Raw genomic sequence first — 20,482 nt, forward strand, 5'->3', positions numbered from 1 at the left:
CACACCCGCCGGACGACCGCAGATCTGACGAGGAGGCCATTGCCGCTGAGGGACACCAGACCCACCGGCAATGGCCTTCTTCGTATGTGCACGAGGAGATATCCCCATGAACAACGGCCCGGACGCCGCCAAAGGCGACCACAAGCGTGACGAGGGCAAGGTGACCGGACGCTTCATGCTGAAGCTGTCCGGAGAGGCGTTCGCCGGCGGCGGAGGGCTCGGCGTCGACCCCGACGTCGTCCACGCCATCGCCCGGGAGATCGCGGCGGTCGTCCGCGACGGCGCGGAAATCGCCGTCGTCATCGGCGGCGGCAACTTCTTCCGGGGTGCCGAGCTCCAGCAGCGCGGCATGGACCGGGCCCGGTCCGACTACATGGGCATGCTCGGCACGGTCATGAACTGCCTGGCGCTCCAGGACTTCCTGGAGAAGGAAGGCATCGACTCCCGCGTCCAGACCGCCATCACCATGGGACAGGTCGCGGAGCCCTACATCCCGCTGCGCGCCGTGCGACACCTGGAGAAGGGCCGCGTGGTCATCTTCGGCGCGGGCATGGGCATGCCGTACTTCTCCACCGACACCACCGCCGCGCAGCGCGCCCTGGAGATCGACGCCGAGGCGCTGCTGATGGGGAAGAACGGGGTGGACGGGGTGTACGACTCCGACCCGAAGACCAACCCCGGCGCGGTGAAGTTCGACGCGCTGGAGTACAGCGAGGTGCTGGCCCGCGATCTCAAGATCGCGGACGCCACCGCCATCACGCTCTGCCGAGACAACCAGCTGCCGATCCTCGTCTTCGAGCTGACCGCGGCGGGCAATATCGCCCGCGCGGTCAAGGGTGAGAAGATCGGCACGCTCGTGAGCGACCAGGACACCCGGGCCTGAGACCGGGCACCGGCCCGGGGAGACCACCGAGGCCGTCCGGGAAGAAGCCCCCAAGGATGGACAACGGCCTGCCGGTCGGACACCGTGCAGGTGAGGACGCGACGCAGGACCCGCAGGGCCCGGTCATGCCGGACCCGATCAAGACACGCAGGAGCACGTGGTGATCGAAGAAATCCTCCTCGAGGCCGAGGAGAAGATGGAGAAGGCCGTCGTGGTCGCGAAAGAGGACTTCGCCGCGATCCGCACCGGCCGTGCGCACCCGGCGATGTTCAACAAGATCGTGGCCGACTACTACGGCGCGCTGACCCCGATCAACCAGCTCGCCTCGTTCTCGGTTCCCGAACCGCGGATGGCGGTCGTGACCCCGTTCGACAAGAGCGCGCTGCGCAACATCGAGCAGGCGATCCGCGACTCCGACCTCGGGGTCAACCCGAGCAATGACGGCAATATCATCCGGGTGAACTTCCCGGAGCTCACCGAGGAGCGTCGCCGCGACTACATCAAGGTCGCGAAGACGAAGGCCGAGGACTCCAAGATCTCCATCCGCGCGGTCCGCCGCAAGGCCAAGGAGACCCTCGACAAGCTGGTCAAGGACAAGGAGTCCGGCGAGGACGAGGTACGCCGCGCCGAGAAGGAGCTCGACGACACCACCGCGAAGTACGTCGCGCAGGTGGACGAGCTGCTCAAGCACAAGGAAGCCGAGCTGCTCGAAGTCTGATGAACGACTCTTCCTGGGGCGCCTCGCCGGGAGCCGGTCATCGGGGTACGTCCGAGATGGGTTCCGCCCCGGCGGGTCCCGTTCACGATGTACGCGACGCCCCGCAGACTCGGCCCATGCCCATCGTGCCGGACGTTCCCGACGCAGGTAGAGACGCTGACGACCCCGACGACCGGGACCGGGGGGCCGCCCAGCCGGGCGGTCCCCCGTTCCGCGACGAGATGCCGCAGGAGCCCATGTCCACCCCGCCGCCGCCCCCGCCGCAGAAGAAGCGCGCGGGCCGCGATCTGCGCGCCGCCATAGGGGTCGGCGTGGGGCTCGGCGTGGTGGTCATCGCCTCGCTCTTCGTGGTGAAGGCCGTGTTCGTGGGCGTGATCGTCGTCGCCGTGGTCATCGGTCTGTGGGAGCTCACCTCGCGGCTGGCGGAACGCAAGGAGCTCAAGGCACCGCTCGTCCCGCTCGCCGTCGGTGGCGCGGCGATGGTCGTGTCCGGCTACGTGTGGGGGGCCCAGGGCGCGTGGATCGCCATGGCGCTGACCGCCCTCGCGGTACTCGTGTGGCGGATGACGGCGCCACCGGAGGGCTACCTCAAGGACGTCACGGCGGGTGTCTTCGCCGCGTTCTACGTACCGTTCCTGGCGACGTTCGTCGCCCTGCTCCTGGCGGCGGACGACGGCCCGTGGCGGGTCCTCACCTTCCTGCTGCTGACGGTGGTCAGTGACACGGGCGCGTACGCCGTCGGCTGGCGCTTCGGGAAGCACAAGCTCGCGCCGCGCATCAGTCCGGGGAAGACCCGTGAGGGCCTGTTCGGAGCGGTCTCCTTCGCGATGGTCGCCGGCGCGCTGTGCATGGAGTTCCTGATCGACGACGGCGCCTGGTGGCAGGGGCTGCTGCTCGGCCTCGCCGTCGCGGCCAGTGCCACCCTCGGTGACCTGGGCGAGTCCATGATCAAGCGGGACCTCGGGATCAAGGACATGGGCACGCTGCTGCCGGGGCATGGCGGGATCATGGACCGGCTCGACTCGCTGCTGCCGTCCGCACCGGTCGTCTGGCTGCTGCTGGTGATCTTCGTCGGCTCCGGCTGACGAGGAGGGCGCACTCCGCGTACCGGGAGCGCGTCGTCGTTCCCGGTGAGGGCCCGCCGTCCACGGCGGGCCCTCACCGCGTTCAGGCCGTTTCGACGGCCCGCTCCAGCAGGGACAGCGTCTCGTCGACGGCACGGGTCAGGTCTTCCGGTACGGGGGACAGCCCGGCCAGGACGCGGTCGACGCCCCTCAGTCCCGCACGGTCGAGCAGCGTCTTCTCGTTGGTGACCCACTGCCCCCGCGCTGCCAGGACCGCGTGCGCCGTCTGGCAGGCGGCGACGCCGATCGCTCCCACGGTGTCGGTGAGGTTGCCCCGCTCGGCGTGGGCGGTGCGTGCGTAGTCGAGGGTGAGCCGGGCCGCGTTCCACCACTGAGCGGGCGCGGTGCGCCGCAGTTCCGCGGGGAAGTCGGGGCGCGGCAGCTGTCCGTGCAGCACCTGGTTGACGGCCAGCTCGGCGACGACCAGATAGGTCGGGATTCCGGCCAGGTGGAACATGAGCCGCTCGACGGCGAACCGCCCCTGGCGGGCCTGCGCGAGCTGATGCTCCACGTCGTCGAGGTCGCGGTAGTGCACGTCGATGTGCCGGGCGCCGACCCGGAGCCACGCTCCGCCGTTGAACACGCCACCGCCCCACTCGCCGATCCCGGAGACCTCCCCGGGCCAGCCGAGGGCGCGCAGGGCGTCGGGGGAGAAGGTCCCCCGGTAGTAGACGGCGAAGTCCCAGTCGCTGTCGGCCCGATGCGTGCCGGCGGCCCGCGAGCCCCCCAACGCCACGGCCCGCACCCCCGGCAGGCCGGCGAGCCGGTCCGTGACGTGAACGAGGAAGGAGTGTTCGTCGTCGAAGCGCATGGACGTGAGGGTAGGCGGGCGGACACCGGACCGCGGACCATTTTCCTGTTCGCTCCGGTCGCGGCCGATCCCACCGGCCGCTCCCGCACGGGAGCACCGGAGCCGCCCGGACCGACGGCGACCTTCGGCACGCGGCGTGTCTGCGACACTGGAGGAACCATGCCTAAGCCCGGAGAACTCACTTTCGTCGCGCCCCGCGGGGCCAAGCAGCCGCCGCGGCACCTCGCCGACCTCACGCCTGCCGAGCGCAAGGAGGCCGTCGCCGCGATCGGTGAGAAGCCGTTCCGCGCCCAGCAGCTGTCGCAGCACTACTTCGCGCGGTACGCGCACGACCCGTCCGAGTGGACCAACATCCCGGCCGGATCGCGGGACAAGCTCGCCGACGCGATGTTCCCGGACCTGATGTCCGTCGTACGGCACATCAGCTGCGACGACGACACCACCCGTAAGACGCTGTGGAAGCTGCACGACGGGACGCTCGTCGAGTCCGTCCTGATGCGCTACCCCGAACGCGTCACCATGTGCGTCTCGTCACAGGCCGGCTGCGGGATGAACTGCCCGTTCTGCGCGACCGGGCAGGCGGGCCTGGACCGTAACCTGTCGACCGCCGAGATCGTGCACCAGATCGTGGACGGCATGCGGGCGCTGCGCGACGGTGAGGTCCCCGGCGGTCCGGCGCGGCTGTCCAACATCGTGTTCATGGGCATGGGCGAACCGCTCGCCAACTACAAGCGGGTGGTCGGCGCGATCCGGCGGCTGACGGACCCGGAGCCCGACGGGCTCGGGATCTCGCAGCGGGGCGTCACCGTCTCCACGGTCGGACTGGTCCCGGCGATGCTGCGGTTCGCCGACGAGGGCTTCAAGTGCCGTCTGGCCGTCTCGCTGCACGCCCCCGACGACGAGCTGCGCGACACGCTCGTACCGGTGAACACCCGGTGGAAGGTGCGCGAGGTGCTGGACGCCGCGTGGGAGTACGCGGAGAAGTCCGGCCGCCGGATCTCCGTCGAGTACGCGCTGATCCGTGACATCAACGACCAGGCGTGGCGCGGTGACCTGCTGGGCCGGCTCCTCAAGGGCAAGCGGGTGCACGTCAACCTCATTCCGCTGAACCCGACGCCCGGTTCGAAGTGGACGGCCTCCCGGCCCGAGGACGAGAAGGCGTTCGTCGAGGCGATCGCCGCCCACGGGGTGCCGGTGACCGTCCGGGACACCCGTGGTCAGGAGATCGACGGGGCCTGCGGGCAGCTGGCGGCGGCCGAGCGCTGAGGCCGAAAAGGCACGTGTAGCCTGGGCCGAACCAACTTCATATTCCGACAGGGGAGCGCCACAGCGCTGAGAGTGCGGCACGCCGCAGACCCTCTGAACCTCGCCCGGGTCATTCCGGGTAGGAAGTTCGGTCGTTACTCGAGCTGTTGCGCCCTGCCCGCTCTCCGGAGCGGGCAGGGCCGCGTCTCTTCCTGGTCACCCCCAGGAGGAATGAATGCACACCACCACGAAGACCGCCGCGATCTCGCTCGCCGCGGCCCTCGGCGTCACGGCGCTGGCCGGCTGCGGCGGTTCAGACGACTCCGGCGCCGGGAGCGGCGCGTCGAAGGGGACCGGGTCGAAGACGGTCACCCTGGTCAGCCACGACTCGTTCGCCGCCTCCCCCGCCGTGCTGAAGGCGTTCACCGAGGAGACCGGCTACACCGTCAAGGTACTGAAGAGCGGTGACGCCGGAGCCGCCCTCAACCAGGAGATCCTGACCAAGGGCTCCCCGCGCGGCGACGTGTTCTTCGGCGTCGACAACACCCTGCTCTCACGCGCCCTCGACAACGGGCTGTTCACCCCGTACGAGGCGAAGGGCCTCGACCGGGTCTCGCCCGACGCCCGGCTCGACGGGGACAAGCACCGGGTCACGCCCGTCGACACCGGCGACATCTGTGTCAACTACGACAAGAAGTACTTCGCGGACAAGAAGCTCGCCCCGCCGCAGAGCTTCGCCGACCTGGTGAAGCCCGCGTACAAGAACCTGCTCGTCACCGAGAACCCGGCGACCTCGTCGCCCGGTCTAGGCTTCCTCCTCGGCACGGTCGCCGCCTACGGCGACGGGGGCCACGAGGACTACTGGAAGAAGCTCAGGAGCAACGGGGTCAAGGTCGTCGACGGCTGGGAGCAGGCGTACAACGAGGAGTTCTCCGGCTCCGCGGGCGGCCGCAAGGCCAAGGCCGACCGCCCGCTCGTCGTGTCGTACGCCTCCAGCCCGCCCGTCGAGGTGCTGTACGCGAAGCCGCAGCCGGCCGAGGCGCCGACCGGCGTCGCCACCGGCACCTGCTTCCGGCAGACGGAGTTCGCGGGTCTGCTGACCGGGGCGAAGAACGAGGAGGGCGGCAAGGCCCTGCTGGACTTCCTGATCAGCGAGAAGTTCCAGGACGACATGCCGCTCACCATGTTCGTGAACCCCGTGGTCAAGGACGCGAAGCTGCCGGAACTCTTCACCAGGTTCGGCGCGAAGGTCGACAAGCCGGCCACGGTCGACCCGGAGAAGATCTCCAAGAACCGTGAGCAGTGGGTCCAGTCGTGGTCCTCGCTCGTCGTGAAGTAACGAAGCCCCCCGGCCGCGGGGTGGGCGCGCGCGGGGAGGCGGGGCGCCCCGGCGGCCGGGCACGCCGGGACGCGGTGACACGGCTCGCCCTGATGGCCGTGCCGTTCGCCTTCTTCGCGCTGTTCTTCGCCTACCCCGTCGTCGCGATCGTCGGCCGGGGACTGAAGACCGGCGGTGTCTGGCAGTTCGGCCGGTTCGGCGAGGTGCTGGCCCGGCCGGACATCCTCGACGTCCTCTGGTTCACCGGCTGGCAGGCGCTCGCCTCGACGGCGCTCACCCTGCTGATCGCGCTGCCCGGCGCGTACGTCTTCGCCCGCCTCGACTTCCCCGGCAAGCAACTGCTGCGCGCGGTCGTCACCGTGCCGTTCGTGCTGCCGACCGTGGTCGTCGGCACGGCGTTCCTGGCGCTCCTCGGGCGGGGCGGCCTCCTCGACGAGATGTGGGGGGTACGCCTCGACACCACCGTGTGGGCGATCCTCCTCGCCCATGTCTTCTTCAACTACGCGGTGGTCGTGCGGACCGTCGGCGGACTGTGGTCGCAGCTCGACCCGCGCCAGGAGGAGGCCGCCCGGGTCCTGGGCGCCGGGCGGTTCGCGGCCTGGCGGCGGGTCACCCTGCCGGCCCTCGCGCCCGCCGTGGCCGCCGCCGCGCTGATGGTCTTCCTCTTCACCTTCACCTCCTTCGGTGTCGTGCAGATCCTCGGCGGCCCGGCCTTCTCCACCCTGGAGGTGGAGATCTACCGGCAGACCGCCCAGTTCCTCGACCTGCCGACGGCCGCCGTGCTGACGCTGGTCCAGTTCGCCGCGGTCGGCGCGATCCTCGCCGTGCACGCCAGGACCGTGCGCCGCAGGGAGACGGCGCTGAAGCTGGTCGATCCGGCGCAGACCGCGCGCCGCCCGCGCGGCGCCGGACAGTGGACGCTGTTCGGCGGGGTGCTGCTGACCGTCGTGGTGCTGCTCCTGCTGCCGCTCGGGGTGCTCGTGGAGCGGTCACTGGCCGTGCCCGGCGGCGGCCACGGCTTCGACTTCTACCGCGCCCTCGGGTCGGTCGACGCCGCCGGCGGTGTGTTCCTGGTGGCGCCGATCGAGGCGATCTGGAACTCCCTGCGGTACGCACTGGTCGCCACCGTCATCGCGCTGGTCGTCGGCGGGCTGGCGGCGGCTGCGCTGACCCGGCGCGCGGGACGGCTGGTGCGCGGTTTCGACGCGCTGCTGATGCTGCCGCTCGGGGTGTCCGCCGTCACCGTCGGATTCGGGTTCCTGATCACCCTGGACAAGCCGCCGCTCGATCTGCGGACCTCGTGGGTCCTGGTGCCGCTGGCCCAGGCGCTGGTGGGCGTGCCCTTCGTCGTACGGACCATGCTGCCCGTCCTGCGGGCGGTGGACGGCCGGCTGCGGGAGGCCGCCGCCGTGCTCGGCGCGTCGCCGCTGCGGGCCTGGCGGGAGGTCGATCTGCCGCTGGTGCGGCGGGCGGTGCTGGTCGCGGCGGGCTTCGCGTTCGCCGTGTCGCTGGGGGAGTTCGGGGCGACGGTGTTCATCGCACGCCCGGACAATCCGACCCTGCCCGTCGCCGTGGCGCGACTGCTGGGCCGGCCCGGTGAGCTCAACTACGGGCAGGCGATGGCCCTGAGCACCGTACTCATGCTGGTGTGCGCGGTCTCGCTGCTGCTGCTCGAACGTATCCGCACCGACCGATCCGGGGAGTTCTGAGAATGCTGACACTCGAATCGGCCACTGTCCGCTTCGGCGGCAGGACCGCGCTGGATGCCGTCGATCTGAAGGTCGCCGAGCACGAGATCGTGTGCGTGCTCGGCCCCAGCGGCAGCGGCAAGTCGACCCTGTTGCGGTGCGTCGCCGGGCTCCAGCCGCTGGACGGCGGCCGGGTGCTGCTCGACGGGGCGGACCAGTCGGGGGTACCGGTGCACCGCCGCGGCCTCGGCCTGATGTTCCAGGACCACCAGCTGTTCCCGCACCGCGATGTCGGCGCCAATGTCGCGTTCGGGCTGCGGATGCGAGGCGCGGGGCGCGGGGAGCAGGCCCGCAGGGTAGGCGAACTCCTCGATCTGGTGGGGCTGCCGGGCGCCGGACGCCGGGCGGTCGCCGCACTGTCCGGCGGCGAGCAGCAGCGCGTCGCGCTGGCCCGCGCGCTGGCGCCCCGGCCGAAGCTGCTGATGCTGGACGAACCGCTCGGCCAGCTCGACCGCAGTCTGCGCGAACGCCTGGTGGTCGAACTGCGCCTGCTGTTCGGCCGGCTGGGTACGACGGTGCTCGCCGTCACCCATGACCAGGGCGAGGCGTTCGCGCTCGCCGACCGGGTCGTGGTGATGCGGGACGGCGGGATCGCCCAGGCCGGTACGCCGCTGGAGGTCTGGCAGCGCCCCGCGTCCGCCTTCGTGGCGAGGTTCCTCGGCTTCGACAACGTCCTGCCCGCGACGGTGACGGGCACGGTGGCCGACACGGCCTGGGGGAAGGTGCCGGTGCCGGGCGGGTCCCGGCAGGGGACGTGCGATCTGCTGATCCGTCCCGCGGGGGTGCGGATCGGCGACCCGGCGGACGGTCTGCGCTGCGTGGTCGGCGCGCGCACCTTCCGGGGCAACCACGTCACCGTACGGCTGAGCCCCGACGAAGGGCCGGTCCTGGAGGCCGAGTGCGCGCTGCGGGACACACCGGACGAGGGGGCCGCCGTGGGGGTCACGTTCGACGCGGCGGAGTCGGTGGTGCTGCCCGGCCCCGTACCCCTGGGACAGGCGGCCGGGCCGTCCGCGCCGACCGCTCGTTAGCCGGCGCTCAGGCGCTCAGGCGCTCAGGCGGACAGGTGCTCAGGCGCTCAGCGGCAGCGCGGCCAGGGCGGCGATCGCCCAGGTCAGTGGGGCGAACAAGGCCAGCAGGGCGCCGGTGCGCAGGGCCGTCGCACCCCGTAGCGACGCGGCCGGCGCACCGAGCCGCAGCAGGGTGTCCGTCGTGCGGGCGCGGGTCTGCCTCGTCTCCAGCGCCGAGGTCAGCAGCGTCGCGGTGGTGCAGCCGACGACGAGTACCGCGCCGAGCACGGTCAGCGGCCCGAAGACCCGCTGCCCGGCGCCGGACAGTGAGGCCGCCGCGACGATCCCGGACAGCACCGCGCACAGTACGCCGAGGGGCCGTCCGATCCGGTGCGCCTCACTCATCAGCATCCGGCCCGCCAGGAGCCGTACGCCGCCGGGGCGCACCGCCTGCACCAGCCTGCCGCAGAGGTGGGTGAGGCCGGGGCCCGCCAGGGCCAGGCCGACCGCCGTCAGCGCCCATCCGGCGAGCACGAAGGCCGGGGCGGATTCGAGCCTGCCGGGCAGCGGGAGCAGACCCCCGGTGGGGCCGTGATCGGTGTACGACTCGACGGCGAGTCCGGCCGCCGTCAGCGCCACGCCCCAGGGCAGACCGCTGGGTGGCGCGGCCGGGGCGGTGTCCTCGGCGGCGCCCGCCCCGGAGAACTCGCCCGAGGTGGCGTCGGCGGCCGTCGTGGGACGGTTGCGCAGGGCCAGCGCGCTCGCCGTCGCCGCGGCCACCGGGGTCAGGGCCAGCAGGGTGAGCGCGCCGGCCAGTGGCAGCGGGACGTTCGCGCCCAGGAGCCCGGCCGCCGCCCCGTCGAAGGGCATTCCGGAGAGGTCGCCGCGCAGATGGAGGAAGAAGAGCAGCGCGACCATGGAGCCGAGGAGGCAGGAGACAGCCGTGGAGACCGCGGCGATCACTGTCAGCCGGGCCGGGCCGAGGCCGACCGCGGAGAGCCCGGGGCGGGGCCGGGTGCCGGGGTCCGTGCGGGCCACCGCCACCGCGAACTGCACGGTGGCGGCGAGGGGTACGAGGCACCACAGCAGCCGGGTCGCGGCCGCCGCGGCGTGCTCGGGGTGCCCGGCGGCGTATCCGAGGACGCACAGCAGCAGGAATCCGACCCCGGCGGAGGCGGCGGCGACGAGCAGACGACGCAGCAGGACCAGGGGGTGGGCGCCCCGGGTCAGACGGAGAGCGAGCACGCCGTGCGGCCTTCCGTGTCTTCGTCCCCGGACACGGCGGCCCCCACTTTTCCGGCGGACGTGCCTGCCGCCGGGATGTCGGACCCCGGGGGCAGGGCGACGGTGGTGACGCGGCGGCCGTCCAGCAGCGGGACCGTGCGGTCGGCGAGCGCCGCGATCTCGGCGTCGTGGGTGGCGAGCACCACGGTGATGCCGTGCGAGCGGGCCGCCGTCGTCAGGGTGCGCAGCAGATGGGTCCGCTCGGTGCGGTGCAGGGTGGCGGTCGGCTCGTCGGCGAAGATCACCGCCGGGGCGGCGGTGAGGGCGCGGGCCATGGCGGTGCGCTGGCGCTGCGACTGGAGGAGGGCGTGCGGTCGCGTCTTGGCGCACATGGCGATGTCCAGGCGGTCCAGCCACTCCATGGCGGCCTTCTTCGCCACCCGGTGCGATACGCCGCGCAGCAGCAGCGGCAGAGCCGCGTTCTCCCAGGTGTTCAGCTCGGGCACGAGCTGTGGTTCGGGGGCGATCCAGCCGAACCGCTCCCGGCGCAGCCGCTCGCGCAGCCGGGGGCCCATCGTGTGGACGGGGACGCTGTTGAACCACACCTCGCCCCGCTGGGGCACCAGCTGGCCGGAGAGGCAGTGCAGCAGGGTCGTCTTGCCGCTGCCGCGCGGACCGGTCACGGCAAGGATCTCGCCGTCCCGGATGCCGAGGGAGACCCCGCCGAGTCCGGGCGAGCCGTTGTGGGAGTGGTGCAGGGAACGCGCCCAGATCACGTCGTTGTCCGGCGGAGTCACCATGACGTACACCTCGGTTCGGATCAGTTTTCCCGTTCCCCCGTCCGGGGGGAGCGAAGGCGGGGCCGATCGGTCACTCGGCACGGTAGGGAGTCGGACCGGGGTGCGCGGACAGCACGCGGCCCGGGTGCCCCCATCCCACTCGAATGGGGGCACCCGGGCCGTGCGGACGGTGGGCCGGGGGCGCTGGCGCCAGGACGCCGACGTGTTCCGGGCGGGACCGCGTGGCGAGACGGTTCAGAGCTTCGCCCAGGCCTCCGTCAGGACCACCCGGAGGATGCCCTCGATCTCGTCGAACGTCGACCGGTCCGAGATCAGCGGCGGCGCCAGCTGGATGACCGGGTCGCCGCGGTCGTCGGCGCGGCAGTACAGGCCGTTGTCGTACAGGGCCTTCGAGAGGAAGCCGTACAGGACGCGCTCGGTCTCCTCCTCGGTGAAGGTCTCCTTGGTGGCCTTGTCCTTCACCAGCTCGATCCCGTAGAAGAAGCCGTCGCCCCGGACGTCGCCGACGATCGGCAGGTCGTGCAGCTTCCGCAGGGTCATCAGGAACGCGTTCTCGTTGTCGAGGACGTGCTGGTTCAGGCTCTCGCGTTCGAAGATGTCGAGGTTGGCGAGGGCGACGGCGGCGGAGACCGGGTGGCCGCCGAAGGTGTAGCCGTGCGGGAAGGTGTTGCCGCCCTCGTAGAACGGCGCCGCGATCCGGTCGGAGACCAGACAGGCACCGATCGGCGAGTAGCCCGATGTCATGCCCTTGGCACAGGTGATCATGTCCGGCACATAGCCGAACTTGTCACAGGCGAACATCGTGCCCAGGCGCCCGAAGGCGCAGATCACCTCGTCGGAGACGAGCAGGACGTCGTACGTGTCGCAGATCTCGCGGACCCGCCGGAAGTAGCCGGGTGGCGGTGGGAAGCAGCCGCCCGCGTTCTGCACCGGTTCCAGGAAGACCGCGGCGACGGTGTCCGGGCCCTCGAACAGGATCTGCTGCTCGATCTGGTCGGCGGCCCAGCGGCCGAACGCCTCCGGGTCGTCGCCGAAGAGCGGCGCGCGGTAGATGTTGGTATTCGCCACCTTGCGCGCCCCGGGCACCAGCGGCTCGAACGGGGCCTTGAGGGCGGGGAGTCCGGTGATCGACAGGGCGCCCTGCGGGGTCCCGTGGTAGGCGACCGCGCGCGAAATGACCTTGTACTTGGTCGGCCTGCCGGTGAGTTTGAAGTACTGCTTCGCCAGCTTCCACGCGGTCTCGACGGCCTCACCGCCGCCGGTGGTGAAGAAGACCTTGTCGAGGTCGCCCGGGGCGTGGCCGGCGAGCCGTTCGGCCAGCTCCACGGCGTTCGGGTGTGCGTACGACCACACGGGGAAGAAGGCCAGCTCCCGGGCCTGCTTGTACGCCGCCGCGGCCAGTTCCTCGCGGCCGTGTCCGGCGTTGACCACGAACAGACCGGACAGGCCGTCCAGACAGCGCCTGCCCCGGTCGTCGAAGATGTACGTGCCCTCGCCCCGCACGATGGTCGGCACGGGCGCGTCCTCGTAGTCCGACATGCGGGTGAAGTGCATCCACAGATGGTCGTACGCGGCTCTGCTGAGGTCCTTGGTCACGGCTCTCGGGCTCCCCACATGTAGGTCTGCTTCTTGAGCTTGAGGTAGACGAAGCTCTCGGTGGAGCGCACTCCGGGGATGGCCCGGATGCGGGTGCTGATGGTGCGCAGCAGATGGTCGTCGTCCTCGCAGACGATCTCGACCATCAGGTCGAAGGAGCCCGCGGTCATCACCACGTACTCGCACTCGGTCATGGCCGCCAGGGCCTCCGCGACGGGTTCGAGGTCCCCGTCGACGTTGACGCCGACCATCGCCTGCCGCCGGAAGCCCACGGTGAGCGGGTCGGTGACGGCGACGATCTGCATCACACCCTGGTCGAGCAGCTTCTGCACCCGCTGGCGCACGGCCGCCTCGGACAGGCCGACGGCCTTGCCTATCGCGGCGTACGGACGGCGTCCGTCCTCCTGGAGCTGTTCGATGATCGCGAGGGAGACGGCGTCGACCGCGGGGGACGGTCCGTTCCCGGTTCTGGGATCTGTGCTACGGCTGGCCACAACACCCACTCTGCACAGCTCCTCGTCCCTTTCGCAACCTTCCTTCGACGAAATCCGTTGTCAGAAGACCTGAACGGAACTGTTTCCGCAGATTCGGGGGAGTGCGTATGTCGAAAGCGTCAGGGTACCGATTAGGGTGGGTGTCTCACCCATCGGACATCTGACAGGAGGGGTGGTTGTGACCACCGAGGTACGCCGCCTGCGCAACTACATCAACGGGGAGTTCCGGGACGCCGCCGACGGACGGACCGTCGACATCGTCAACCCGGTGACGGAGGAGGTCTACGCGACCTCCCCGCTCTCCGGCAGCGCCGATGTCGATGCCGCCATGGAGGCCGCGGCCGACGCCTTTCCGGCATGGCGCGACCTGACGCCCGCGGAGCGGCAGCGGGCCCTACTGAGGATCGCGGACGCCTTCGAGGAGCGTGCGGAGGATCTGATCGCCGTCGAGTCCGAGAACACCGGCAAGCCGCTCGGTCTCGTCAGGACCGAGGAGATCCCGCCGATGGTGGACCAGATCAGGTTCTTCGCCGGGGCCGCCCGGATGCTCGAAGGCCGCTCGGCGGGGGAGTACATGGAGGGCCTGACCTCCATCGTCCGCCGCGAGCCGGTGGGCGTCTGCGCGCAGGTCGCGCCGTGGAACTACCCGATGATGATGGCCGTGTGGAAGTTCGCCCCGGCGCTCGCCGCGGGCAACACCGTGGTCATCAAGCCGTCCGACACCACCCCGGCGTCGACCGTGCTGATCGCCGAGATCATCGGCACGATCCTCCCCAAGGGTGTCTTCAACGTCCTGTGCGGCGACCGCGACACCGGCCGCGCGATGGTCGAACACAAGGTCCCGGCGATGGCGTCCATCACCGGTTCGGTACGGGCCGGCATCCAGGTCGCCGGGTCCGCGGCCAAGGACGTCAAGCGCGTCCACCTGGAACTGGGCGGCAAGGCCCCGGTCGTGGTGTTCGAGGACCTTGACAGCGCGGCCATCGCCAAGGCGGTCGAGGACATCTCCGTCGCCGGATTCTTCAACGCGGGCCAGGACTGCACGGCAGCCACCCGGGTGCTCGTCCAGGAGTCCATCCACGACGAGTTCGTCGCCGCTCTCGCCAAGGCCGCGGCCGACACGAGGACCGGGCTCCCGGACGACGAGGACGTGCTGTACGGCCCGCTCAACAACGCGAACCAGCTGGCTCAGGTCAGTGGCTTCATCGACCGGCTGCCCGCCCACGCCAAGGTCGAGGCGGGCGGCCACCGGGTCGGCGACAAGGGCTACTTCTACGCCCCGACCGTCGTCTCCGGCCTCAAGCAGGACGACGAGATCGTCCAGAACGAGGTCTTCGGCCCGGTCATCACCGTCCAGTCGTTCACGGACGAGGCCCAGGCGCTGGAGTACGCGAACGACGTCGAGTACGCCCTCGCCTCATCGGTGTGGACGAAGGACCACTCGCGCGCGATGCGGATGTCCAAGAACCTCGACTTCGGCTGCGTGTGGATCAACACCCACATCCCGCTCGTCGCCGAGATGCCGCACGGCGGCTTCAAGAAGTCCGGTTACGGCAAGGACCTCTCCGCGTACGGCTTCGACGACTACACCCGGATCAAGCACGTGATGACCTCGCTCGACGGCTGACCCGCCCGGCGCGTGGAGACGGGCCCCCGCCCGGGGCCCGTCTCCACGGTCGTGCGCCGATCGTGGCCGTACGCCGTCCCCGTACGTCTCCGTTCGTCTTCCGCGGAGGCCGGCGAGGTGCGCGGGTCCGTCCTACGGCTTGCGCGCCACCGCGCCGAACTGCGCCACATCGGCCGGGGCGCCGCCCCCTGACGGCTCGTCACGCCAGCGAGCACACGACACGATGCCCGGCTCGACGATCTCCAGCCCCTCAAGGAACGCGGCGAACTCCGCGCGGCTCCGGGCGGTGATCGGCGGCGTGGCGTTCTCGTTCCAGAACCGCATCGCCGCGTCGTTCCCCTCCCCGCCCAGCTCCAGCGTGGGATGGGTGAGCACCAGATAGCTCCCGGACGGCAGCGGGGCCATCAGTCTCCGCACCACCGACAGCGCCTCATCCGTGTCCAGCACGAAGTTGAGGATGCCCAGCATCATCACCGCGACCGGCCGGGTCAGATCCAGCGTCGGTTCCACCGCGTCCAGTATCCGCTCCGGGTGATGGGCGTCCGCGTCGATGTACTCCGTGACGCCCTCGGGCGTACTCGTGAGCAGCGCGCGGGCGTGCGCCAGCACGATCGGGTCGTTGTCGACGTACACCACACGCGCGTCCGGCGCCGTGCGCTGGGCCACTTCGTGCGTGTTGTCCGCGGTCGGCAGACCGGTGCCGATGTCCAGGAACTGCCGGATGCCCGCCTCGCCCGCGAGATGGCGGACCACCCGGCCCAGGAACGCCCGGTCCGCGCGCGCCACTTCACCGATGCTCGGATACATGCCGGTGACCTGATCGCCGACCGCGCGGTCCACGGAGTAGTTGTCCTTGCCGCCCAGCCAGTAGTTCCAGACCCGCGCGTTGTGGGCGATGTCTGAACGGACGCGGGCATGCGGGCTGTCGGTGTGCGAATCGGTCACCGCTGCTCCTCTGCGGTCGGCACGGTCGGGGCTGTCATCATGCCGGATGCGTCAAGCCGCCTGGTGGGCGGGGGACTTGTGCCTGCCCGCGCACATCCCGGCGGCTGCGTCCGGACCCGGCCGCCCCGTCGGCGGAGATCGGCGTGGTCAGGCAGTGGCGCGCCGGACCTCGATGTCGCCGTAGCGGGTACGGGCCCGCACCTCCACCTTGTCCTCGGCTTCCCCGGCGGTGTCGGAGGCGGTCAGCAGATTGCGCACCCGGCCGTGTCCGGAACTCGCGTCCAGCCAGGCCGCGGTACCGGCCCGTACCCCGATCTCGATGTCGCCGGACGAGGTCTCCAGCTCCACCGAACCACGGGCGACCTCATCGACCCGGAGCGTCCCGTGCGCAGTGGTGGCGCGCAATCCGGTGCCGGCCCGCTCGACCACGATGTCGCCGTTGGCGCCACTGATCCTGGCCTGTCCGGCGACGGCGCCGACGGTCGTCGTGCCGTGCGAGTTCTTCAGTACGACATTGCCCTCGACGGCGCGGATGCGGATGTTGCCGAAACCGGTCTGCGCCTCCACGTCGCCCCTGGCGTGGTCCACCGTGATGCGCCCGTACGACGTGTGCAGGCGCAGCGGTCCGGTCTCGGCCAGCTGGATGTCGCCCGACGAGGTCTTCACACGTGTCTCGCCGAGCCGTCCCTCGGCGCGGAAGTCGGCCCAGGCCGCGTCCGACTCCACCTGGGAGCCGGCGGGCAGTTCGACGACGACGTCCACGGACGGCGTCCGGCCGAACAAGGAGCGCTGCTTGGGCGCCTTGATGTGCAGCCGCCCACCCTCGTACGTCACCCGCGTCTGCTCGGCGAGCCGCACATCGGCGTCCCGCCCCGGATCGGTGGGCAGCACCTCCACGACGGTGTCGACGCGGTCGGCGGCGAGGAACTGGACGGCTCCCGCGCCGAGTTGCACGGTCGCCGAGATGGGTTCCGGGGTCTCGAAAGAAGGCATGACTGTCCCGCCTCTGGGTTGCTCGCGAAGTCTTCGACGTATGTGTCCGCACGGTGGTGCGGTGCGTGCGGGGCCGGCACCGGCGCTACGGGGCGGTCTCAGCGGACCCAGCCGGTGTAGTGCTGTCCGCCGTTCCGGTTCGACGCGGTGGAGCGGGCCCGGATGTCGCCGCTTTCGACGGCCGCGTTCACCGCGCGCACCAGCCACGCGTTGACCGACAGGCCCTCGCGCGAGGCCGCCTCCTCGGCGCGCGTCTTGAGGTGGGCCGGAAGGCGCAGGTTGACCCGTGCGGTGGTGCCGTCCTCGGTGTCGGCGGACGCCGGGGCCTTCAGCGGCTCGGGCCGCGCGCCCGGCCCCTCGAACCGGGCACCACCCGGCGGCGTCACCACGAAGTCGGGGTCGAGCCCGCGCAGCCGTACGTCGACCGAGCCGGGGGCGAGTTCGCGGGTGATCTCGTCCATGGCGGCGGACAGCACGTTCAGCAGTGTCAGGCGGGCTGCCGACTCCAGTGGAGCGGTCAGCCGCTCGGCCAGCTCCCGGGCTTCCTTCCCGCCGGCTTCGGCGGCCACCGCGAGTTCCCGGCGGAGTGTGTCGACATAGGGCGTGAGGTCCATGGCGTCATGGTGGCATCAGAGTGGCACCATTGGCAAGGGTCGATATCGATCCAGTGGTCGGTGGAAGGGTCCGAGGGTCCCCGAGTTCAGGTTTCCGCAGGTCGGCGAGGTAGTGAAAGGTGGACGTGCCGAGGCGTAAGACTGTCGACGGTTGGCTCGTGCTGGCGACAATGACGTCATGGGGGGCGCCTGAGTGGTGCCATATGGTGCCGCCTTGGCGCCGCATGATCGGAACTCGTCGGAATGCCAGCCACACATTTGTGCTCGATCCGCCTCAACGCACCGGACCGTCAGGGGGGACGAGGTCGGCGGCGAGCACGGCACGCAGGGCGTCGACCCGGTTGGTGGTGATCGAGTCGACCCCGTGCGCCACGAGACGGCGCATGATCCGCTTGGTGTCGGCCGTCCAGGCGGACACCAGCAGCCCGTCACGGTGGACACGGTCCGCCAGCTCCCGGCCGACGAGGCCGAACCGGTAGTTCAGCCAGCGCGGCCGGACCGCCGTGAGCAGCGCGGCGCGCGGCGGTGCCAGCGTCGTCCAGGTCATCGCGATCTCGGCGCCCGGGTCCGCGGCCCGCACCCGCAGCATGGCGTCCGGACCCGCGCAGTAGTACACGCGCTCGGCGGCCCCGCACTCGTGGACCACGCCCACGATGCTCCGTACCGACTCCCGGGTGGAGCCGGGCAGATCGATCATCACCCGGTGCGCCCCGACGGCCGACAGTGCCTCGGCCAGGGTGGGCACTCCCCCTCGGGTCAGCCGGGTCAGCTCCTGGTGGGGGAGCCGGTCCAGCCGGATGTCATGACCCCACAGGCGTTCCAGGGTGGCGTCGTGGAGCAGCACCGGTACGCCGTCACGGGTGACCCGCACATCGATCTCGACCGCGTCCGCCCCCCGTTCGAGGGCGGAGCGGATCGAGGGCAGGGTGTTCTCGCGGGCACGATAGGGGTCGCCCCGGTGCCCCACGGCGGTGACGGTGGTGGTCATGTGTTCCATTGTGGTCGCGGGTCGCGGGTCGCGGGTCGCGGGTCGCGGGTCGCGGGGCTGGGGGGACCGGATTCCCGGAGCCGCGGCGCCTCATGGCCCCTGATCCGTGGCTCCGGGCCGGGGCCGCGTCAGCGGCCGGTGGCCGACAGCCACTGCGCCGTGTACGTGTCGATCTCGGAGGCCAGCTTCCGCTTGCCCGCCGGGTCGAGGTACGAGGCGTCCACCGCGTTCTTCGCGAGGTCGGCGAGGCCCCGCTCGTCGAGGTCGAGGAGGCGGGCGGCGACCGCGTACTCGTTGTTGAGGTCCGTGCCGAACATCGGCGGGTCGTCGCTGTTGATGGTGACCAGCACACCCGCGGCGACCATCTCCTTCACCGGGTGCGCGTCCAGGTCGGCGACCGCGCGGGTGGCGATGTTGGACGTCGGGCACACCTCCAGCGGGATGCGGTGCTCGGCGAGGTGGGCCAGCAGCTTCCGATCCTGTACGGCGCTGGTGCCGTGACCGATGCGTTCGGCCCGCAGCTCGGTGAGCGCGTCCCAGATCGTCCGGGGCCCGGTCGTCTCGCCCGCGTGCGGGACGGAGTGCAGTCCCTCCGCGATCGCGCGGTCGAAGTAGGGCTTGAACGGCGGGCGCTCCACACCGATCTCGGGGCCGCCGAGACCGAACGAGACCAGGCCCTCGGGGCGCAGGTCCAGGGCGAGCCGGGTGGTCTCCGCGGCCGCCTCGGCACCTGCCTCGCCGGGAATGTCGAAGCACCAGCGCAGCACCACCCCCAGCTCGCTCTCGGCCGCTCTGCGGGCGTCCTCGATGGCCTCCATGAACCCCTGCTCCGGGATGCCGCGCCGGGTCGAGCTGAACGGGGTGACGGTCAGCTCCGCGTACCGGATGTTCTGCCTGGCCATGTCCCGGGCGATCTCGAAGGTCAGCAGCCGGACGTCCTCCGGGGTGCGGATCAGGTCCACGACGGAGAGGTAGACCTCGATGAAGTGCGCGAAGTCCGTGAACGAGAAGTAGTCGACCAGTGCCTCGGGGTCGGTCGGGACCTTGGAGTCGGGGTGGTGCCCGGCGAGCGTCGAGACGATACGGGGGGATGCGGAGCCGACGTGGTGGACATGGAGCTCGGCCTTGGGCAGCCCTGCGATGAAGGGGTGCAGAGCGGTCATCGGTTTCCTCCGTGGGTGATCCTGTCCGGCCGCTGGGCAGGCCGGTGGCACCGATCATCGTAGGCATGGGGCCGAACGGGTGAGAGCGGCCCGTAGCATGACGGGACCACGATGGGGGAGGCCCATGTCAGACAACACAGAACAGCCTGGAGGCGGGGCCGCGCCACGCGATCCATGGGCCGCGCCGGACAGCAGGGTCTCGCTGGGGAAGCCCGGTGGCGGCACCGGACAGGCATCGGGGGAACCGCGCCGGCCGGCCGTGCACGACCAGCCGACGGTCACGTCGATGCCGGGCGCCGGGCCGGAGCAGGCCCAGTCGCCGACGGCACCCGTGCCCCCGCACTTCGGCTCCGCGCACGACCCCATACCGGGCGCGGGCCAGGCGCCCGGTGCGAATCCCTGGCAGCAGCCGGGCGCGGCGCAGTCCGGTACGTTCACGGGCGCCGTCGACGGCTCGCCGCCCGGAGCCGGCGCGGGGGCGAACCCGTGGCAGTACCCGGGGAGCACGTCGGACGCGTCGGGGGCGATGCCCGGATACGTACCGCCGCCGCCGACCGCGCCGAACGGCCTCGGTCCGACGGCCCCGCCGGGCGGCCAGTACGGCTACCCGGCGGCGCCGGCCTCGACGTACGGCTATCCGGGATATCCCGGATACGGCCAGAACCAGTGGGGGCCCGCGCCCGCGAACGGGATGGGCACCGCAGCCCTGGTGCTCGGCATCATCTCGGTCGTCGGATTCTGTCTGTGGGGTCTCGGCATCGTCCTCGGTGTCCTGGCGCTGGTCTTCGGTCTCCTCGGCCGTGGCCGCGCGAAGCGGGGCGAGGCGAACAACGGCGGCATGGCGATCGCCGGGGTCGTCCTCGGCGCGGTCGGCATCGCGGTCAGTGCGACGTTCCTGGGCTTCATGATCTGGGCGATCTCCCAGGGGGAGTCCTTCGAGGACGAGGACACGTACCCGTACGACGACTCGTACGCCACCACGCTGGTCATCGACGCCCCCCGCTGATCCGCCGTCGGGCACGGCACCGCACGTTCTCCGCCCGTGGGGCGCGGGCGCTCCCGGGGGAGCACCGCGACCTGCGGGCGCGGACGTGCCACGCGGGTCCGCGTCACCACCGGAGGCGGGCCGACGCACCCCGGCGGCCTGAATCCCTGTGTCT

General features: G+C 71.2%; 19 protein-coding genes and 1 riboswitch. Of the genes, 9 read left to right on the forward strand and 10 right to left on the reverse strand.

The annotated features are described in order from the left end of the window. Positions 1-106 precede the first annotated feature (106 nt). The 3 genes from pyrH (at position 107) to PZB75_RS23945 (ending at position 2,686) form a co-directional block, all read left to right on the forward strand. The gene (gene pyrH, locus PZB75_RS23935) at positions 107-883 is read left to right on the forward strand and encodes a UMP kinase (protein ID WP_275537346.1); all 777 of its coding nucleotides are present in this window, start codon (positions 107-109) and stop codon (positions 881-883) included. A gap of 160 nt (positions 884-1,043) precedes the next feature. After that, on the forward strand, positions 1,044-1,601 hold the full coding sequence (gene frr / locus PZB75_RS23940) for a ribosome recycling factor (protein ID WP_275537347.1): 558 nt from the start codon (positions 1,044-1,046) through the stop codon (positions 1,599-1,601). Continuing rightward, the gene (locus PZB75_RS23945; RefSeq protein ID WP_275537348.1) at positions 1,601-2,686 is read left to right on the forward strand and encodes a phosphatidate cytidylyltransferase; all 1,086 of its coding nucleotides are present in this window, start codon (positions 1,601-1,603) and stop codon (positions 2,684-2,686) included. Before frr ends, PZB75_RS23945 begins: the two co-directional genes overlap by 1 nt. An 82-nt stretch (positions 2,687-2,768) precedes the next feature. On the opposite strand, the gene PZB75_RS23950 is transcribed toward PZB75_RS23945, so the two are convergent. Further along, a complete protein-coding gene (locus PZB75_RS23950) occupies positions 2,769-3,536 on the reverse strand; it encodes a nucleotidyltransferase domain-containing protein (protein ID WP_275537349.1) in 768 nt (255 codons plus the stop codon). A gap of 159 nt (positions 3,537-3,695) precedes the next feature. Between PZB75_RS23950 and rlmN the strand changes: the two genes are divergently transcribed. From rlmN to PZB75_RS23970, 4 genes are all read left to right on the forward strand, one after another. Next, positions 3,696-4,802, forward strand: a complete 1,107-nt coding sequence (gene rlmN / locus PZB75_RS23955; RefSeq protein WP_275537350.1) for a 23S rRNA (adenine(2503)-C(2))-methyltransferase RlmN — start codon at positions 3,696-3,698, stop codon at positions 4,800-4,802. Between the two features lie 39 nt (positions 4,803-4,841). Further along, positions 4,842-4,945, forward strand: a riboswitch (TPP riboswitch). Positions 4,946-5,016: 71 nt separating this feature from the next. Then, entirely contained in the window at positions 5,017-6,120 is a 1,104-nt protein-coding gene (locus tag PZB75_RS23960; RefSeq protein ID WP_275537351.1) for a thiamine ABC transporter substrate-binding protein, read from the forward strand. 92 nt (positions 6,121-6,212) lie between these two features. Then, positions 6,213-7,829: an iron ABC transporter permease gene (locus PZB75_RS23965; protein ID WP_275538845.1), complete on the forward strand. Its 1,617-nt coding sequence runs from the start codon at positions 6,213-6,215 to the stop codon at positions 7,827-7,829. A gap of 2 nt (positions 7,830-7,831) precedes the next feature. Next, positions 7,832-8,899 (forward strand): ABC transporter ATP-binding protein, encoded by a 1,068-nt coding sequence (locus PZB75_RS23970; protein ID WP_275537352.1) that lies wholly within the window; start codon positions 7,832-7,834, stop codon positions 8,897-8,899. A 39-nt stretch (positions 8,900-8,938) separates the two neighbouring features. Here the strand turns inward: PZB75_RS23970 and PZB75_RS23975 are convergent, their stop codons facing one another. From PZB75_RS23975 to PZB75_RS23990, 4 genes are all read right to left on the reverse strand, one after another. Further along, complete coding sequence (locus tag PZB75_RS23975) at positions 8,939-10,123, reverse strand: hypothetical protein (RefSeq protein WP_275537353.1); 1,185 nt, start codon at positions 10,121-10,123, stop codon at positions 8,939-8,941. Then, a complete protein-coding gene (locus PZB75_RS23980; RefSeq protein ID WP_275537354.1) occupies positions 10,105-10,902 on the reverse strand; it encodes an ATP-binding cassette domain-containing protein in 798 nt (265 codons plus the stop codon). Before PZB75_RS23980 ends, PZB75_RS23975 begins: the two co-directional genes overlap by 19 nt. A 234-nt stretch (positions 10,903-11,136) precedes the next feature. After that, complete coding sequence (locus PZB75_RS23985) at positions 11,137-12,516, reverse strand: aspartate aminotransferase family protein (protein WP_275537355.1); 1,380 nt, start codon at positions 12,514-12,516, stop codon at positions 11,137-11,139. Continuing rightward, a complete protein-coding gene (locus PZB75_RS23990) occupies positions 12,495-12,992 on the reverse strand; it encodes an Lrp/AsnC family transcriptional regulator (protein WP_275537356.1) in 498 nt (165 codons plus the stop codon). The genes PZB75_RS23985 and PZB75_RS23990 overlap by 22 nt, the downstream gene beginning before the upstream one ends. Before the next feature lie 178 nt (positions 12,993-13,170). On the opposite strand from PZB75_RS23990, the gene PZB75_RS23995 reads away from it, so the two are divergent. Further along, positions 13,171-14,619 (forward strand): gamma-aminobutyraldehyde dehydrogenase, encoded by a 1,449-nt coding sequence (locus tag PZB75_RS23995; RefSeq protein ID WP_275537357.1) that lies wholly within the window; start codon positions 13,171-13,173, stop codon positions 14,617-14,619. A gap of 132 nt (positions 14,620-14,751) precedes the next feature. Here the strand turns inward: PZB75_RS23995 and PZB75_RS24000 are convergent, their stop codons facing one another. The 5 genes from PZB75_RS24000 to PZB75_RS24020 all read right to left on the reverse strand — a co-directional run bounded on the left by PZB75_RS24000 (position 14,752) and on the right by PZB75_RS24020 (position 19,322). After that, entirely contained in the window at positions 14,752-15,564 is an 813-nt protein-coding gene (locus PZB75_RS24000) for an SAM-dependent methyltransferase (protein WP_275537358.1), read from the reverse strand. Positions 15,565-15,711: 147 nt separating this feature from the next. After that, positions 15,712-16,557, reverse strand: coding sequence for a DUF4097 family beta strand repeat-containing protein (locus tag PZB75_RS24005; RefSeq protein ID WP_275537359.1), 846 nt, complete (start codon positions 16,555-16,557; stop codon positions 15,712-15,714). 98 nt (positions 16,558-16,655) lie between these two features. Next, on the reverse strand, positions 16,656-17,171 hold the full coding sequence (locus tag PZB75_RS24010) for a hypothetical protein (RefSeq protein ID WP_275537360.1): 516 nt from the start codon (positions 17,169-17,171) through the stop codon (positions 16,656-16,658). 274 nt (positions 17,172-17,445) lie between these two features. Beyond that, entirely contained in the window at positions 17,446-18,159 is a 714-nt protein-coding gene (locus tag PZB75_RS24015; protein WP_275537361.1) for a glycerophosphodiester phosphodiesterase, read from the reverse strand. A 128-nt stretch (positions 18,160-18,287) separates the two neighbouring features. Continuing rightward, entirely contained in the window at positions 18,288-19,322 is a 1,035-nt protein-coding gene (locus tag PZB75_RS24020) for an adenosine deaminase (protein WP_275537362.1), read from the reverse strand. A gap of 124 nt (positions 19,323-19,446) precedes the next feature. On the opposite strand from PZB75_RS24020, the gene PZB75_RS24025 reads away from it, so the two are divergent. Beyond that, entirely contained in the window at positions 19,447-20,328 is an 882-nt protein-coding gene (locus PZB75_RS24025) for a DUF4190 domain-containing protein (protein ID WP_275537363.1), read from the forward strand. The last annotated feature ends 154 nt before the right edge of the window (positions 20,329-20,482 follow it).

Origin of the sequence: Streptomyces sp. AM 4-1-1 (genome assembly GCF_029167625.1) — a bacterium.
GTDB lineage: Bacteria > Actinomycetota > Actinomycetes > Streptomycetales > Streptomycetaceae > Streptomyces.